Source organism: Aliagarivorans marinus DSM 23064 (assembly GCF_000429485.1).
Classification (GTDB): domain Bacteria; phylum Pseudomonadota; class Gammaproteobacteria; order Enterobacterales; family Celerinatantimonadaceae; genus Aliagarivorans; species Aliagarivorans marinus.
Genome location: NZ_AUBY01000013.1, coordinates 1 through 14426, shown reverse-complemented (window position 1 = coordinate 14426; position 14426 = coordinate 1). Strand labels below are relative to the sequence as shown.

Genomic DNA, 14426 nt, shown 5'->3' with positions numbered 1-14426 from the left:
TTCCCGTTAATAAAAATATTCCAAGAAATTTATACTTTTCGTTTTACCTTGGCCAGCTTTGTACCTATAATCCCTCCGCAATATTTTACCCCCTTTCCTCACTTCCATTAGGTGAATATTGCTATGTTGAGAATTGCCAAAGAAGCCCTAACCTTCGATGACGTGTTGTTGGTTCCGGCCCACTCGCATGTCCTCCCAAATACAGCCAACCTGCAGACTAAGCTGACTAAAAACATCAGCCTGAACATCCCCATGGTCTCTGCAGCGATGGACACCGTTACAGAAGCGCGCTTCGCGATTGCTCTGGCCCAAGAGGGCGGTGTCGGCTTTATTCACAAGAACATGTCCATCGAGCAGCAAGCTGACGAAGTTCGCAAGGTGAAAAAGTACGAAGCTGGCGTAGTTCTAGAGCCGGTTACCGTAAGCCCTGAGCGTACCCTTGGCGAGATTGCCCTTCTACGTGAAAAACTAGGTTTTTCTGGTTTCCCAGTAGTTTCTGCTAACAACGACCTGGTAGGTATTGTTACCGGCCGTGACCTGCGTTTCGAAACTGACATGAGTAAGACCGTAGCTGATGTGATGACGCCAAAAGAGCGTTTGGTAACCACCACCGACACCTCGCGTGACACCGTTGAGCATCTGATGCATGAGCACCGCATTGAGAAGATGCTGGTTGTTGATGACAGCTTCAAGCTAACCGGTCTGATTACCGTAAAAGACTTTAAGAAAGCCGAGCGTAAACCCAACGCCTGTAAAGACGAACTGGGTCGCCTACGTGTAGGCGCAGCAGTAGGCGCTGGCGCAGGTAACGAAGAGCGCGTTAAAGCGCTGGTCGAAGCTGGCGTTGACGTGCTGCTTATCGACTCGTCACACGGTCACTCGCAAGGCGTATTGGATCGCATTAAAGCGACCCGCGAAACCTACCCAGATCTGGAGATCATCGGCGGCAACGTGGCTACTACTGCAGGCGCTATTGCTCTGGCAGACGCTGGTTGTAGCGCGGTTAAAGTCGGTATTGGCCCGGGCTCTATCTGTACTACCCGTATCGTAACCGGTGTAGGTGTACCGCAAATCACCGCGGTAGCAGATGCTGTAGACGCATTGAAAGACCGTGGCATTCCGGTAATTGCCGACGGTGGTATTCGCTTCTCAGGCGATATCGCCAAAGCACTGGTTGCTGGCGCAAGCTGTGTCATGGTGGGCTCGATGTTCGCCGGTACCGAAGAAGCGCCGGGTGAGATTGAGCTTTACCAAGGCCGCTCTTACAAGTCTTACCGTGGTATGGGCTCGCTGGGCGCGATGTCTCAAGGCTCATCGGATCGCTACTTCCAGACCGACAACGCCGCTGACAAGCTGGTACCAGAAGGTATCGAAGGTCGCGTTGCTTACAAAGGTCCGGTTAAAGCCATCATTCACCAGCAAATGGGCGGTCTGCGCTCATGTATGGGCCTGACTGGCTGCGCCACCATTGAAGAGCTAAACACCAAAGCTGAGTTTGTTAAAATCACCAGCGCCGGTATGGGCGAGAGTCACGTGCATGATGTGGCTATCACCAAAGAAGCACCAAACTACCGCATGGGCTAACACCCAGTTTCTCCCGGGGGGCGCAGCAGCGCCCCTTTGATTAACTCTTACTTAAAGAAGAGATTATGAGCCAAGACATTCATAAGCATCGTATCCTGATCCTCGACTTTGGATCTCAGTACACCCAACTGATTGCCCGCCGTATCCGTGAAATCGGCGTTTACTGTGAGCTGTGGGGTTGGGATGTTGAAGAGGCCGACATTAAAGAGTTCGCGCCTAACGGTATCATTCTGGCCGGTGGCCCGGAGAGCGTAACTGAAGCTGATTCACCGCGTGCTCCTGAGTACGTGTTTAATGCGGGCGTACCGGTACTGGGTATCTGCTACGGCATGCAAACCATGAGTGAGCAGCTAGGTGGTGCAGTAATCCAAGGCGATGGAGAGCGCGAGTTTGGTTACGCACAGGTAGAAGTACTGGCTCAGTCTGAGCTGTTCAAGGCCATCGAAGATGCGGTAGCGCCAAACGGCAATGCACTGCTGGACGTATGGATGAGCCACGGCGATAAGGTGTCGGCGATCCCTGAAGGCTTCGCTAAGATTGCTCAAACCCCAAGCTGTGAGTTTGCGGCTATGGCCTGCGAAGAGAAGCAGTTCTACGGCGTTCAGTTCCACCCAGAAGTGACTCACACCCGTCAGGGTAAGCGCATGCTGGAGCACTTTGTTAAAGATATCTGTGGCTGTGAAGCGCTATGGACCTCAGGCTCGATTATCGAAGACGCGGTAGCGCGTATTAAAGAGCAAGTGGGCGATGATGAGGTGATCCTGGGCCTCAGTGGCGGTGTTGATTCATCGGTAGTTGCGATGCTGGTTCAGCGCGCCATCGGCGACAAGCTGACCTGTGTATTCGTTGACAACGGCCTGCTGCGTCTTAACGAAGCTCAGCAAGTGATGGATATGTTCGGCAACCACTTCGGCCTGAACATCGTGCACGTTGATGCAGAAGACCGCTTCTTGAAAGCACTGGAAGGCGAAGCCGATCCAGAAGCCAAGCGTAAGATCATCGGCCACGTGTTCGTAGACGTGTTCGACGAAGAGTCGAAGAAGCTGCAAAACGCCAAGTGGCTGGCACAAGGCACCATCTACCCAGACGTGATCGAATCTGCTGGCGCTAAAACCGGTAAAGCCCATGTGATTAAATCGCACCATAACGTTGGCGGTCTGCCAGACGATATGGAAATGGGTCTGGTTGAGCCGCTAAAAGAGCTGTTCAAAGACGAAGTACGTAAGATTGGCCTGGAGCTAGGCCTGCCGTACGACATGCTGTACCGCCACCCATTCCCGGGTCCTGGTCTGGGCGTACGTGTACTGGGCGAAGTGAAGAAAGAGTACTGTGACCTGCTGCGTCGCGCCGATGCCATCTTCATCGAAGAGCTGCACAAGGCCGAGCTGTACCACAAGGTAAGCCAAGCCTTCACCGTATTCCTGCCGGTTCGCTCGGTAGGCGTAATGGGCGATGGCCGTAAGTACGACTGGGTTGTATCGCTACGTGCGGTAGAAACCATCGACTTTATGACCGCACACTGGGCACACCTGCCATACGACTTCTTGGGTGCAGTAAGTAACCGCATCATCAACGAAATCGACGGTATCTCGCGCGTGGTTTACGATATCTCTGGTAAGCCGCCTGCTACCATCGAGTGGGAATAAGCGTCCTCGCTTGCTGAACTAAGCCACCTTCGGGTGGCTTTTTTGATCGCGTTACCTTTTCTATTGCTGCTGGTGTTTGTAGATGGGGAGGATTGGTCTATTCTCAATGTTGATAAATATATAAATACATAACACTTAAACGGTACAGACAATGACTAACTTACTTAAATGGGGAGCCGTAGCGCTCCTTTGTTTTATGGTGGTTCCGGGGCGTGCGAGTGTCCGATTAAAAAGCGCGGAGTGTGACCGGCAAAAGATGGGGACCCGCTATCGCGCAGAGCTGGCCAGTACCGAGCGAGAGCTGGTTAAGGCCAAGGTGGAAGTGCAGTATTACTACTACCAAGACCAGCGCTGGTACGAGTGGGACAAGAAGGTCAAATGGTATAGCGCCAAGCCCGGCAGTAGTCGTCAGATCACCTTGAACTCGCGGCAGATGCCCAGCTTGGGCAAGGTGAAATGCCGCGCTTGGATTAGCGCGCTAAAGAGTTAGCGCAAAGTTTACAACGAAGGAGCAAACAGCATGGAAGCGGTAGAATCGTTGGATATGGTTAAGCTGGAAAAGGAGTTTCTGCAGCGTGGCTATAGCTTTGGCATCTTCGAAGATCCCCCAGGTCAGCAGTGGCTTGATTTTGTGCATAGCGTGGATGAGTTGCTGGTTGTGTTAGAAGGTGACTTAGTGGTAGTTATCGACGGGATCCACTGCTACCCCGAGGTTGGTGAAGAGGTATTTATCCCCGCCAACAGCAATCACGACGTGATAACCGGCCCCAACTCCGGCAGCCGCTGGGCCTATGGCTATCGCCATCAAGACTGAACCCACCCTGTTTATTTACGGCCAGCCTTACCCCAGCTGGCCTCCATTCTTTGTGTTAACACCGATGCAGTAGTAACTGCGGCAAGATCGCCATTACCCTTACTTTCTTTCTGTACTAATTATCAAAAAAATCTTTAAAATCGAGCTGTTGAAGATAAGGAGAGTTGTATTGGTTACACGGACGTTTCAAGACATCACGCTAAAGGGTGATCTATTTGGTGGCGTGACCACCGCCATTGTATCGTTGCCGATGGCCTTGGCCTTTGGTGTTGCATCCGGCGCTGGGGCGCAAGCCGGCTTGTGGGGGGCGATATTGGTAGGCTTGTTTGCCGCCTTATTCGGTGGTTCGCGAACCTTAATCTCTGAGCCAACCGGTCCGATGACGGTGGTGATGGCCGCTGTGCTTACCGGAATGATTGCCCGCCACCCGGAGAACGGGGTGGCCATTGCCTTCACCGTGGTGATGCTGGCGGGGGTGTTTCAGATAGCGCTCGGTGCGCTCAAGCTGGGTAAGTACATCACTTTGATGCCCTATAGCGTGATATCCGGCTTTATGTCTGGGGTAGGGGTAATCCTGGTAATCCTGCAGCTCGCACCGTTTCTTGGCCAAGCCGCGCCTCCCGGCGGCGCGCTAGGGACAATCAAAGCCCTGCCGGAGCTTATCCGCAATATGCATTTCGGCGAGTTCTTACTCGGCATGATGACCCTCGGCGTGCTGCTGTTTATGCCGAGTAAATACAAGAAGCTGATCCCGCCACAGCTGGTAGCACTGGTTGTAGTAACACTCATCTCCATCGTGCTATTCAGTGGCATGGATATCCGCCGCATAGGCGAGATCCCCAGCGGACTCCCCTCGATTGTGTGGCCAACCTTTTCCTTTGGCCTTATCAGCGAGATGCTGGTTGATGCGTTGGTGTTAGGCACACTGGGCTGCATCGATACGCTGCTAACCGCCGTGATTGCCGACAGCTTGACCCGTAATGAGCATGACTCTAACCGTGAGCTTATCGGGCAGGGTATCGCCAATACCGTGTCTGGACTGTTTGGTGCCTTACCCGGCGCGGGGGCAACCATGGGCACGGTGGTCAATGTGCAGGTGGGGGCTCGCTCACCGCTCTCCGGCATTGTGCGGGCGCTTATTCTGCTACTGGTTGTGTTGTGGCTGGCGCCGTTGATTGAGCCGGTGCCGCTGGCGGTGCTGGCTGGTATTGCACTGTTTGTAGGCCTCAACATCCTCGATTGGAGCTTTATCAAGCGGGCTCATACCGTGTCGCTGGTGCCAACCTGCATCATGTATGGGGTACTGCTGCTGACCGTGTTTGTGGATCTTATCTATGCCGTTGGGATAGGGGTGTTTTTGGCGAATATCATCACCATTGAGCGGCTAAGCCGGGTTCAGGAAAAGAACGTGAAGGCCATTTCCGATGCCGATGATGGCGTACCGCTAAGCGGCGAGGAACGCGCCTTGCTGGATCAGGCCAAAGGGCAGTTGCTGTTCTTCTACCTGTCTGGGCCGATGATCTTCGGTGTGTCTAAGGCGATTGCCCGGGCCCATGCTGCCGTTGACCAATACAAGGTGATGGTACTGGATTTAAGCGCGGTACCGATGATCGATGTGACGGTGGCGCTAGCGCTGGAGAATGCGATGCGCGATGCGTTGGATGCGGGCTGTCAGGTCTTCTTGTACTGCCCTAGCGAGCAGGCTATGGTACAGTTGGAGAAGATGCAGATCCGCGATTGGGTCGACGGAGAGTACATCGTTAGCTCTCGTATCGAGGCCTTGCAGAAGGGCTTGGCGATTGTCGGTGAGCCAATGAATGAACAAGTGGATGAGCCCATGGATGAACAAGTGACGGCTAACGAGGAACTAGGCGAGCCGCAGGAGAAGCCAAGCCTTTAGGCCTGCTGATTTGCTGTATCAAAAAAGAAAACGCCACTGATGAGTGGCGTTTTTATTGGATACCTGTTGCTGGCTAGTTCGCGTAGCCTTCAGCGGGCAGTAGCTGGCCATCTAGCTCAGCGCCGTGTTCGGTCATCGATAAGCGACCCTGACAGAGCCAGCATACTACCAAGGGGTAGATAGCATGCTCTTGCACCAGAACCCGTTTCGCCAGCTCTTCAGCGCTGTCTTCTTCGAACACCGGTACCTTGGCCTGTAACACCACCGGGCCGCCATCGAGTTCAGCAGTAACGAAGTGGACGCTGCAGCCGTGCTCTTTATCTCCCGCATCAATAGCGCGCTGATGGGTATGCAAGCCTTGATACTTGGGCAGCAACGAGGGGTGGATGTTGAGCATCTTGCCGTTGAAGCGCTCGACAAAGCCTTCGCTGAGGATACGCATAAAACCCGCCATCACAATGACATCGGCGCGATGGCCATCAATCATATCGGCGAGGGCGACATCATAGCTTGCGCGATCGCCATAGGCTTTAGGGTCGAGGAACTCGGTAACGATGCCGGCACGCGCGGCGCGTTGCAGGCCAAAGGCGTCGGCCTTGTTAGAGATGACCGCAGAAATGCGGCCATCAATCTTTCCCTGTTCACAGGCATCAATCAGCGCTTGCAGGTTAGTCCCTGAACCGCTGATGAGTACCACTATATTGGCAGTCATGGCCTTCCTTAGTTAATTTCGACTTGCCCTTCGCCGGCAGCGGCGGTAGCGATGTGACCAATCTTCCATGCGGTCTCACCTTGTTCGTTCAAAATGGCCAGCGCTTTCTCAACGTCAGCTTCTGGTAGCGCGATGATCATGCCTACGCCACAGTTGAAGGTGCGGTACATCTCTTCGCGAGCCACGTTGCCGTTCTCTTGCAGCCAGTTGAAGATCTCTGGCCATTGCCAGCTAGACTCGTCAACTACCGCTTTAGCACCTTCTGGCAGTACCCGTGGGATGTTCTCCCAGAAGCCACCACCGGTGATGTGCGACAGCGCGTGTACGTCACATTGCTTAATCAGTTCCAGTACCGACTTCACGTAGATCTTGGTCGGAGTCAGCAGGGTTTCACCCAGGGTGCTGTCGCCGAAGGCTTGCTGTGGATCTGCGCCAGATACTTCCAGGATCTTACGAACCAAAGAGTAACCGTTAGAGTGAGGGCCGCTAGATGCCAGTGCAATCAGCGCATCGCCTTCGCTAACTTTAGTGCCGTCGATCACTTCAGATTTTTCAACCACACCTACGCAGAAACCTGCCATGTCGTAGTCATCGCCGTGGTACATACCTGGCATTTCAGCGGTTTCACCGCCGATAAGTGCACAGCCGCTTTGCTCACAGCCTTCGCCGATGCCTGCCACTACGTCTGCAGCGGTGTCAACATCCAGCTTGCCGGTGGCAAAGTAGTCAAGGAAGAACAGTGGCTCAGCGCCTTGTACGATCAGGTCGTTAACACACATCGCAACCAGGTCGATGCCCACGGTGTCGTGCTTGTTCAGGTCTAGCGCCAGACGCAGCTTGGTGCCTACGCCGTCGGTACCTGCAACCAGCACCGGTTCTTTATAGTTGCTTGGCAACTGACACAGTGCACCGAAGCCTCCCAGTCCGCCCATCACCTCGGGGCGTTGGGTTCGTTTGCTCACACCTTTGATTCGTTCAACCAAAGCATTGCCTGCTTCGATATCAACACCGGCGTCTTTGTAGCTGAGAGGAGTATTTTGCTTAGTCACAGGAGTACCTTTTTAAGGGAAGGGCCGAAAAAATTGCGCGCATTTTATCAGTGTTACCTGAGATGTTACAGCCTGATAGCGATCCAGTCGGGGAATTTATTGATCAAAGCTACCATGGCCGGGAAAAAGGCGATTAGAATAGGCGCTAATTGCACCAACGTTAAACAAGGAATCATCATGAAAGTCGTAGAAGTTAAACACCCCCTGGTTCGCCACAAAATTGGACTGATGCGCGAAGCGGATATCAGCACCAAGCGTTTTCGTGAGTTGGCGCGGGAGGTGGGGAGCTTGCTGACTTATGAAGCGACCGCCGATCTGGAGATGGAAACGGTCACGATTGATGGTTGGTGTGGCAAGGTGGAAGTGGAGCAGATCAAAGGCAAGAAAGCCACGGTTGTGCCGATTTTGCGCGCAGGTCTGGGCATGATGGACGGCGTACTGGAACACATGCCATCGGCGAAGACCTCGGTGGTGGGGATCTACCGCGATGAAGAAACCCTTGAGCCAGTGCCTTACTTCTCCAAGCTGGTTGGTCAGATTGAGGAACGTATGGCCTTGGTGGTTGACCCGATGCTGGCCACTGGTGGCTCGATGATCGCGACCATCGATTTGCTGAAAGAGCACGGCTGCACCCACATCGTGGTATTGGTGCTGGTTGCTGCCCCTGAGGGCCTGAAAGCATTGGAAGAAGCCCATCCAGATGTTAGCCTGTACACAGCATCGGTTGATGAGAAACTGAATGAGAAAGGCTATATCATCCCGGGTTTGGGCGATGCAGGAGACAAGATTTTTGGTACCAAATAACTGGCGTTTCAAGGCGTGGCTTAAGGCTGCGCTGTTTTGTTTGCTGGCCGGCGCTCTGCCTCTGCGCGCTGAGCTTTTTCAGGTGGAAGCACCGGCAACCGGCGTTGCGGTCGAAGACCAGCAAGCGGCCTTCGACCTATTGCTACTGCGCCTGACCGGCGATCCCGCCACGCGTTCGCTGCCGGTTATTGCCAAGGCGCGCGGCAACATCAGCCCCTTTGTGCAGCAGTTTTCCTATAGCGATGACAGCATCAGCGTGCGCTTTAACTCGCAGATGGTGGGGCAGTTACTCACTCAAGCCGAGGTGCGCCAGTTAGGCCAACATCGCCCAGCGGTACTGATGTGGTACGCCGTTGAACAGGGCTTTAACCGCAGCCTGCTCAGCGAAGCACAGCAAGCCGAAATGATGGCCGAGCTGAATGAGCAAACCGCCGAGTTGGCCTTGAGCCTGCAGTGGCCGATCTTGGATCTGCAAGACACCGCGATTGTTGATGTCAACGACGTATGGGGCAGCTTCGATCGCAATGTCTATCAAGCCAGCGAGCGCTATAGCAGCCCGCTGATTATGACTGTGAAACAGTTCCCGCTGAGCGACGGTTCATTGCAGTTGCAGTGGCGTTTGCTGGATGCCCAAGCGCGCACCCAACTGGCGAGCGGGCAAGCCCAAGGCGACAGCCAAGTCGCGGCAGACCAGCTTAGCGGCCAGTTGCTGCAAGCGATGGTTGAGCGCTATGGCGTAGTGCTCAACGAAGCCAATGGCGAGTCGGTACTGCTGAGCTTTAGTGGACTGCGCAGCCTTAATCGCATGGTGGCGCTGGAAAGCTACCTCAACCAGCAACCGGCGGTGGCCAGAGTGCAGCTGCATAGCCTGCAAGGTGAGACCGTGACCTATCGGGTTGAACTACTGAGCCCTTGGCAAGACCTGCAAACCGCGCTCTCGGTGGATGAGCAATTTGAGGTTGACCAAGAAAACCCCAGCCAGTACCTGCTGCGCTAGCAAAGGTTTTTCTTCGCTAGATCGAACTGTTACAATAGGATCATCTTTTTGAGCAAATTCGATCTAGCACTTTGAGCCTGTCCCCCCAGTTATCTCTTCCGGTAATGCTCCCTGACGATGAAACCCTCGTGAGTTTCTATCCCGGGGAGAATCAACAGTTGCTCAGTGCCCTTCGAAATCTAGCCCTAGACCGCGGCGAGCGCATGCTCTACTTGTGGGGAACGCCCGGCAGTGGCCGCACTCACCTGCTGCATGCCAGTTGTAGTGAGATGGCTGATATCTCTGCTGCCTCCGCCTACTTACCCCTCGAACATCATCAACAGATGACCCCACAAATGCTCGACGGCTTAGAGCATATGGCGCTTGTTTGTTTAGATAATATCGATGCCATCGCTGGCAATCGTCAGTGGGAAGAGGCGATCTTTGATTTCTACAATCGCCGTAAAGAGCATGCCGAAACGGCGCGCTTGATTGTAACCGCTAGCCAGCCGGCACAGCAGCTCCCGCTGGCGCTGCCCGACCTACAATCGCGGCTAAATTGGGGCGTGACCTACCGGGTGCATGAGCTGGACGACGAGCAAAAGCTCAGTGCGCTGCAGCTGCGTGCCCAGCTGCGTGGTTTGAAAATGCCGCTGGAAGTTGCTCGTTTTATGCTAAAGCGCCTGTCGCGGGATATGCCTACCTTGCTGGAGAATCTCGATACCTTGGACAAGGCATCGATGACGGCACAGCGCAAACTGACCGTACCGTTTGTCAAAGAGATCCTATCGCTATAACGGGTGTATTTGCCCAGATAAGATCTTTTCGCTTACTCGCCCTTTTTACGTTTCTTTAGGCCCAAGCCTAACTCCCTGCCGCGGGTTCGCGCAAACACCAAACCACTGACAAAGGCGCTCAGAGTGAGCACTAACTCCACCGCTGCCAATAGGCGTAACTCAGGAGCCACCACTAACAATACGGTGGCATGCAGCACGTACCAAAGCAGTACGAAGCTTGCCCAAGCGAAGGTATAGGGCTTGCCTTTGGCAATACCCGGCAGCGGGAACAGTAGCGGGAGTAGCCACAGCGCAAAGCGAAAGCCTAATGATGTATCGGCGCTGGCGAGTACGCCAAGTTGCCAAAGGGCCACCCAAATGAGTAGCCCTAAGTAACTAAGCTGAGCCAGGCGCAACCATTGCGCGGCCAAACTATAGGATATCCATGACTTGTTGGGGGGGGCGACCGATGCGAGCTTGGCCGTTGGCGACTACGATGGGGCGCTCAATCAGTTTAGGGTGATTGTGCATGGCAACCAGCAGCTGATCATCGCTCAGCTCACTGTCGGAGAGGTCCAGCTCCTTGTACTCCGCCTCTTTGGTGCGCATCAGCTCACGTGGCGATAGCGCCAACTGCTTGAGCAAGCCACTTAGCTCGGTCACGCTGGGGGGCGTTTCAAGATACAGCACAATCTCAGGATCGATGCCCTTGTCCTGCAACAGTTTTAACGTTTCTCTGCTCTTGGAGCAGCGCGGGTTGTGGTAAATCTTCACCCCTGACATGGGTCTCTCCTTGTCGTTAACGTAGCTCGTCCAATTCCTGTTCGGCGAGCTTGAATTGCTCGATACGTGCTTCAATTCTGGCCCGCTCCAATGGCGCTTCGGTCAGGTTGAAGGCACTGTGTAGCTCATCGACGGCTCGCTGATAATCGGCCCGTAAAGCCAGTACTTCCGCGTTGGCCTGATGGGCTCGAGCGGTATTGCCTAGCTGGCGCTCAACACGCGTTAGCTGGCTCCATGCTAAGGCATCTTCACGATGTTGTCTAAGGTAACGATCGAGCTCTTTGCGTGCCTGCTCCGGCTGGTCTGCCTTACTCTGGGCATAGGCTAGGTTCAGCACAATCACTTGGTTGTTCGGGTAGCGCTGCTGGGCCGCTTGCAGGCGCTCGATTGCTGGTTGGAAGTTCTCCAAGGCCAGGTCGACATCGGTCTGAGTATCGAGATAGAACAGGTTATCCGGCTGCCCTTTGGCCAGCTCGTCGATCAGTATTTTGGCCTGCTTAAACTCGCCCATCTCAAATAGCGCAAGCGCTTTACCATACTTGGCGGCGTCCTCTAGGGCGTAACTGCGGCGCTCAAGTTGGCGATTAAAATAGTCCAACGCGGCTTCGCCATCCATCACTCCATGGCGCACCTCGATCCGTGCCTTCGCCAGTTGATAAGACAAAGACGGCGCGATATAGCGATTTGGGTATTGGTTGGCCCGTGCTCGCGCTTCGCTCACCCGCGTATCGGGCAGCGGGTGGGTGACCAGCATCTGCGGTGGCTTGGAAGCGTAGCGATATTTCTCGGATAGTTTGCCGAAGAAGCTGCCCATTCCTTGCGGATCAAAACCCGAGTTAGCCAAGGTGCGCAGACCGATACGGTCTGCTTCGAACTCGTTGGCGCGGGTGTAGTTGATTGAGCTTTGCATACTGGCCGCCACGGTGCCTTGCAAGGCGGCGATGCCAGCAATCGGATTGGCGATGGCAAGCAGCACTGAGCCGATCATCCCCGCGTAAGTCAGGTTTTGCGCATTGGCCTGGTTTTCTAGGTAGCGCGCGATATGACGCTGGGTAACGTGGGCGATCTCGTGTGCGATTACTGAGGCGAATTCACTCTCGCTATTGGCGTAGAGGAACAGGCCGGTGTGAATCTTGATGTAGCCACCGAGAAAGGCGGCAGCATTGATCTCAGGATCTGACACCAAGAAAAAGTTAAACGGCGTTTTGACTTGCTCAGCGTTGCTGACCAGGCGGTTACCCAACTCGGTCACATACTCTGACAGCACTGGATCGTTGGTCATCGGAAAGGACGCGCGGATAAAGCGCATATACACTTCGCCGTAGCGGATCTCTTGATTGATGGTCAGCGCAGAGCTGGCAACGGTGCCGATTTCTGGTAATGAGTTGCTGGCTTGGGGGGAGGTCGCCCAGAGTGCCGTACCCACGATAGCTGCTAGCAGACGGCGCATGATTCTCTCTGTCGTTCTGGTAGTAGAGCGAGAATACCTTGAAATTCTTGGATTGGCTATGGAAATAAGTCCTTGTATTAGTGCACACTAAACGCGTTTATCCACGTTTTTAATGGGCGTGTATTTGACTGAGTCGGCTCGTGATGGACGCATGCAATAGCACTAGGTAATGCCTGCTGACTTGCCATCTATCCACCGGCATTGTTGTAGACCGCGTATCGAGCAAAAAGTGCAAGATTTTGATTTTCGTGAATATGTCTGTCCCGAACCGCTGATCCAAAGTAAGCTTTGGTTAAGAGACGCGGTAGCTGGCGAACAAGCCCGCATCCAGCTGAGGGACCCCGGCTCCTGCCAGGACATTCCCCGCTTTTTTCGTCGCCTTGGACATCAGGTCGAACTGGCTGAGTCTAGCCACGGCTGTCAGCTGATTATCACCATTAAAGGGAGAGTTATTTAGCAATGCATAGAGTCTTAACCCGCTGGTACGAGAGGATGTTCTCCGATACCAATGCGGTGGTGATGCTGCTGGTTTTAAGCGTGGCTGCGGCCTCGTTGTACTTCTTTGGCAATCTGATGGCACCGGTGATTGTGGCGCTGGTGTTGGCCTACCTGTTGGATTGGCCGGTGAGCTACTTGGTGAAGCTGCATATCAAGCGAAGCATCGCCACAACCCTGGTGTTGCTGATGTTTATCGCCTTGGTGCTGGTGTTTAGCTTTGCCATGCTGCCAACGGTGTGGGCGCAGGGGGTAAACCTATTATCTGAGTACCCGGCCATGCTCGGTAGCTTCCAGGTATGGTTGGGTTCCTTGCCAGAGCAATATCCCGAGTATATTGATGGCGCCTTGCTCGACTCCATCGTCGGCAATATGCGTGGCAAACTACTGGCGGTCGGTGAACAGTTAGTACAGGCTTCTATCTCCTCCATTCTTAACCTGGCGACCCTGGCGGTATACAGCGTGCTGGTGCCGTTAATGGTGTACTTTATGCTGGCGGATAGGGATAAGCTGCTGGCTGGGCTGGATCGCTTTATTCCCGATGAGCGCCTGCTTATCCAAAAGGTATGGCGCGAGATGAATGCTCAGATTGCCAACTATGTGCGTGGCAAGGCGATGGAGATACTGATCGTTGGCGGCGTGAGCTATCTGGTGTTTGTGTTGATGGGGCTGCGCTACTCCGCGCTGCTTAGCTTATTGGTGGGCGTATCGGTATTGATTCCCTTTGTCGGCGCCTTCGCGGTGACCTTACCGGTGGCGATGGTTGGCTTGTTTCAGTGGGGGATTAGCCCGCAGTTCGGCTATCTCATCCTTGCCTACATGGTGATTCAGATCCTCGACGGCAACCTGCTGGTGCCGCTGCTGTTCTCTGAAGCGGTAAACCTCCACCCTCTCTATATCATTGTCGCGGTGCTGGTGTTTGGTGGGCTGTGGGGCATTCTCGGGGTGTTTTTTGCCATCCCGCTGGCGACGCTGATTAAGGCGGTACTGAATGCGTGGCCACGTCAGTTGGATAGCACTGATGAGGCGGTAGCGGAATCCGCTGAAGAGTAAGCCTAAGTTTAAAATAGAAAAAGCGCCGATAGGCGCTTTTTTAGTTTTCGGCCCTAAACCACCTACTTCAGTAGGTGGTTATCATCCGGTGAGGCTTTGCCTGAAGACCCGCTCATGCTAAATGCGCCTTTGATTTTTAGCGAAGTCAAAAGGACAAATAACATGAGCAGATACAAGCAAGCATCACACGTATTTTGGCGGTGTCAATATCACATAGTTTGGACGCCCAAGTACCGATTTAGGATATTGAGAAATAATGTAGGGAAAGAAGTCTATCGGTGTATTCAAGTTTACTGTGCTCAGTTGGGATGTGAGGTCGTCGAGCTCAGCGTCCAAAGTGACCACGTACACTTGATTGTAAAGGTTCCGCCAAAGCTGAGTGTT

General features: G+C 53.9%; 16 protein-coding genes. 11 read left to right on the top strand and 5 right to left on the bottom strand.

Annotated features, from left to right (window positions below; genetic code table 11):
* Window positions 1–123 precede the first annotated feature (123 nt).
* The 5 genes from guaB to G461_RS23260 all read left to right on the top strand — a co-directional run bounded on the left by guaB (window position 124) and on the right by G461_RS23260 (window position 5944).
* Window positions 124–1584 carry an IMP dehydrogenase gene (gene guaB, locus G461_RS0104400; protein ID WP_026959456.1) on the top strand — a complete coding sequence of 487 codons (1461 nt, stop codon included), beginning with the start codon at window positions 124–126 and terminating at the stop codon, window positions 1582–1584.
* Between the two features lie 65 nt (window positions 1585–1649).
* Window positions 1650–3230, top strand: a complete 1581-nt coding sequence (gene guaA, locus G461_RS0104395) for a glutamine-hydrolyzing GMP synthase (protein ID WP_026970950.1) — start codon at window positions 1650–1652, stop codon at window positions 3228–3230.
* A gap of 151 nt (window positions 3231–3381) precedes the next feature.
* Window positions 3382–3720 (top strand): hypothetical protein, encoded by a 339-nt coding sequence (locus G461_RS0104390; protein ID WP_157360237.1) that lies wholly within the window; start codon window positions 3382–3384, stop codon window positions 3718–3720.
* A 30-nt stretch (window positions 3721–3750) separates the two neighbouring features.
* Window positions 3751–4044, top strand: coding sequence for a cupin domain-containing protein (locus G461_RS0104385; RefSeq protein WP_051333352.1), 294 nt, complete (start codon window positions 3751–3753; stop codon window positions 4042–4044).
* A gap of 169 nt (window positions 4045–4213) precedes the next feature.
* Complete coding sequence (locus G461_RS23260; protein ID WP_051333351.1) at window positions 4214–5944, top strand: SulP family inorganic anion transporter; 1731 nt, start codon at window positions 4214–4216, stop codon at window positions 5942–5944.
* Window positions 5945–6017: 73 nt separating this feature from the next.
* On the opposite strand, the gene purN is transcribed toward G461_RS23260, so the two are convergent.
* On the bottom strand, window positions 6018–6656 hold the full coding sequence (purN, locus tag G461_RS0104375; RefSeq protein ID WP_026970947.1) for a phosphoribosylglycinamide formyltransferase: 639 nt from the start codon (window positions 6654–6656) through the stop codon (window positions 6018–6020).
* Window positions 6657–6664: 8 nt separating this feature from the next.
* Window positions 6665–7705, bottom strand: coding sequence for a phosphoribosylformylglycinamidine cyclo-ligase (gene purM, locus G461_RS0104370; protein WP_026959462.1), 1041 nt, complete (start codon window positions 7703–7705; stop codon window positions 6665–6667).
* Window positions 7706–7882: 177 nt separating this feature from the next.
* On the opposite strand from purM, the gene upp reads away from it, so the two are divergent.
* The 3 genes from upp (at window position 7883) to hda (ending at window position 10282) form a co-directional block, all read left to right on the top strand.
* The gene (gene upp, locus G461_RS0104365; protein WP_026959463.1) at window positions 7883–8509 is read left to right on the top strand and encodes a uracil phosphoribosyltransferase; all 627 of its coding nucleotides are present in this window, start codon (window positions 7883–7885) and stop codon (window positions 8507–8509) included.
* Window positions 8496–9506 (top strand): DUF2066 domain-containing protein, encoded by a 1011-nt coding sequence (locus G461_RS0104360; RefSeq protein WP_026970946.1) that lies wholly within the window; start codon window positions 8496–8498, stop codon window positions 9504–9506. The genes upp and G461_RS0104360 overlap by 14 nt, the downstream gene beginning before the upstream one ends.
* A gap of 71 nt (window positions 9507–9577) precedes the next feature.
* Window positions 9578–10282: a DnaA inactivator Hda gene (gene hda / locus G461_RS0104355; RefSeq protein ID WP_084405069.1), complete on the top strand. Its 705-nt coding sequence runs from the start codon at window positions 9578–9580 to the stop codon at window positions 10280–10282.
* A 32-nt stretch (window positions 10283–10314) separates the two neighbouring features.
* On the opposite strand, the gene G461_RS0104350 is transcribed toward hda, so the two are convergent.
* The 3 genes from G461_RS0104350 to bepA are packed head-to-tail and all read right to left on the bottom strand — an operon-like array spanning window position 10315 to window position 12494.
* Complete coding sequence (locus tag G461_RS0104350) at window positions 10315–10692, bottom strand: DUF2069 domain-containing protein (protein WP_245587149.1); 378 nt, start codon at window positions 10690–10692, stop codon at window positions 10315–10317.
* A 1-nt stretch (window position 10693) separates the two neighbouring features.
* On the bottom strand, window positions 10694–11044 hold the full coding sequence (gene arsC / locus G461_RS0104345) for an arsenate reductase (glutaredoxin) (RefSeq protein ID WP_026970944.1): 351 nt from the start codon (window positions 11042–11044) through the stop codon (window positions 10694–10696).
* 16 nt (window positions 11045–11060) lie between these two features.
* Window positions 11061–12494 carry a beta-barrel assembly-enhancing protease gene (bepA, locus tag G461_RS0104340; protein ID WP_026970943.1) on the bottom strand — a complete coding sequence of 478 codons (1434 nt, stop codon included), beginning with the start codon at window positions 12492–12494 and terminating at the stop codon, window positions 11061–11063.
* Window positions 12495–12663: 169 nt separating this feature from the next.
* Here bepA and G461_RS25790 point away from each other — a divergent pair, with 169 nt between their 5' ends.
* The 3 genes from G461_RS25790 to tnpA form a co-directional block, all read left to right on the top strand.
* Window positions 12664–12951 carry a sulfurtransferase TusA family protein gene (locus tag G461_RS25790; protein ID WP_084428994.1) on the top strand — a complete coding sequence of 96 codons (288 nt, stop codon included), beginning with the start codon at window positions 12664–12666 and terminating at the stop codon, window positions 12949–12951.
* A 2-nt stretch (window positions 12952–12953) separates the two neighbouring features.
* On the top strand, window positions 12954–14042 hold the full coding sequence (locus G461_RS0104330) for an AI-2E family transporter (protein ID WP_026970942.1): 1089 nt from the start codon (window positions 12954–12956) through the stop codon (window positions 14040–14042).
* A 162-nt stretch (window positions 14043–14204) separates the two neighbouring features.
* A partial coding sequence (gene tnpA / locus G461_RS25785) for an IS200/IS605 family transposase (RefSeq protein WP_157360236.1) occupies window positions 14205–14426 on the top strand: 222 nt, incomplete at its 3' end.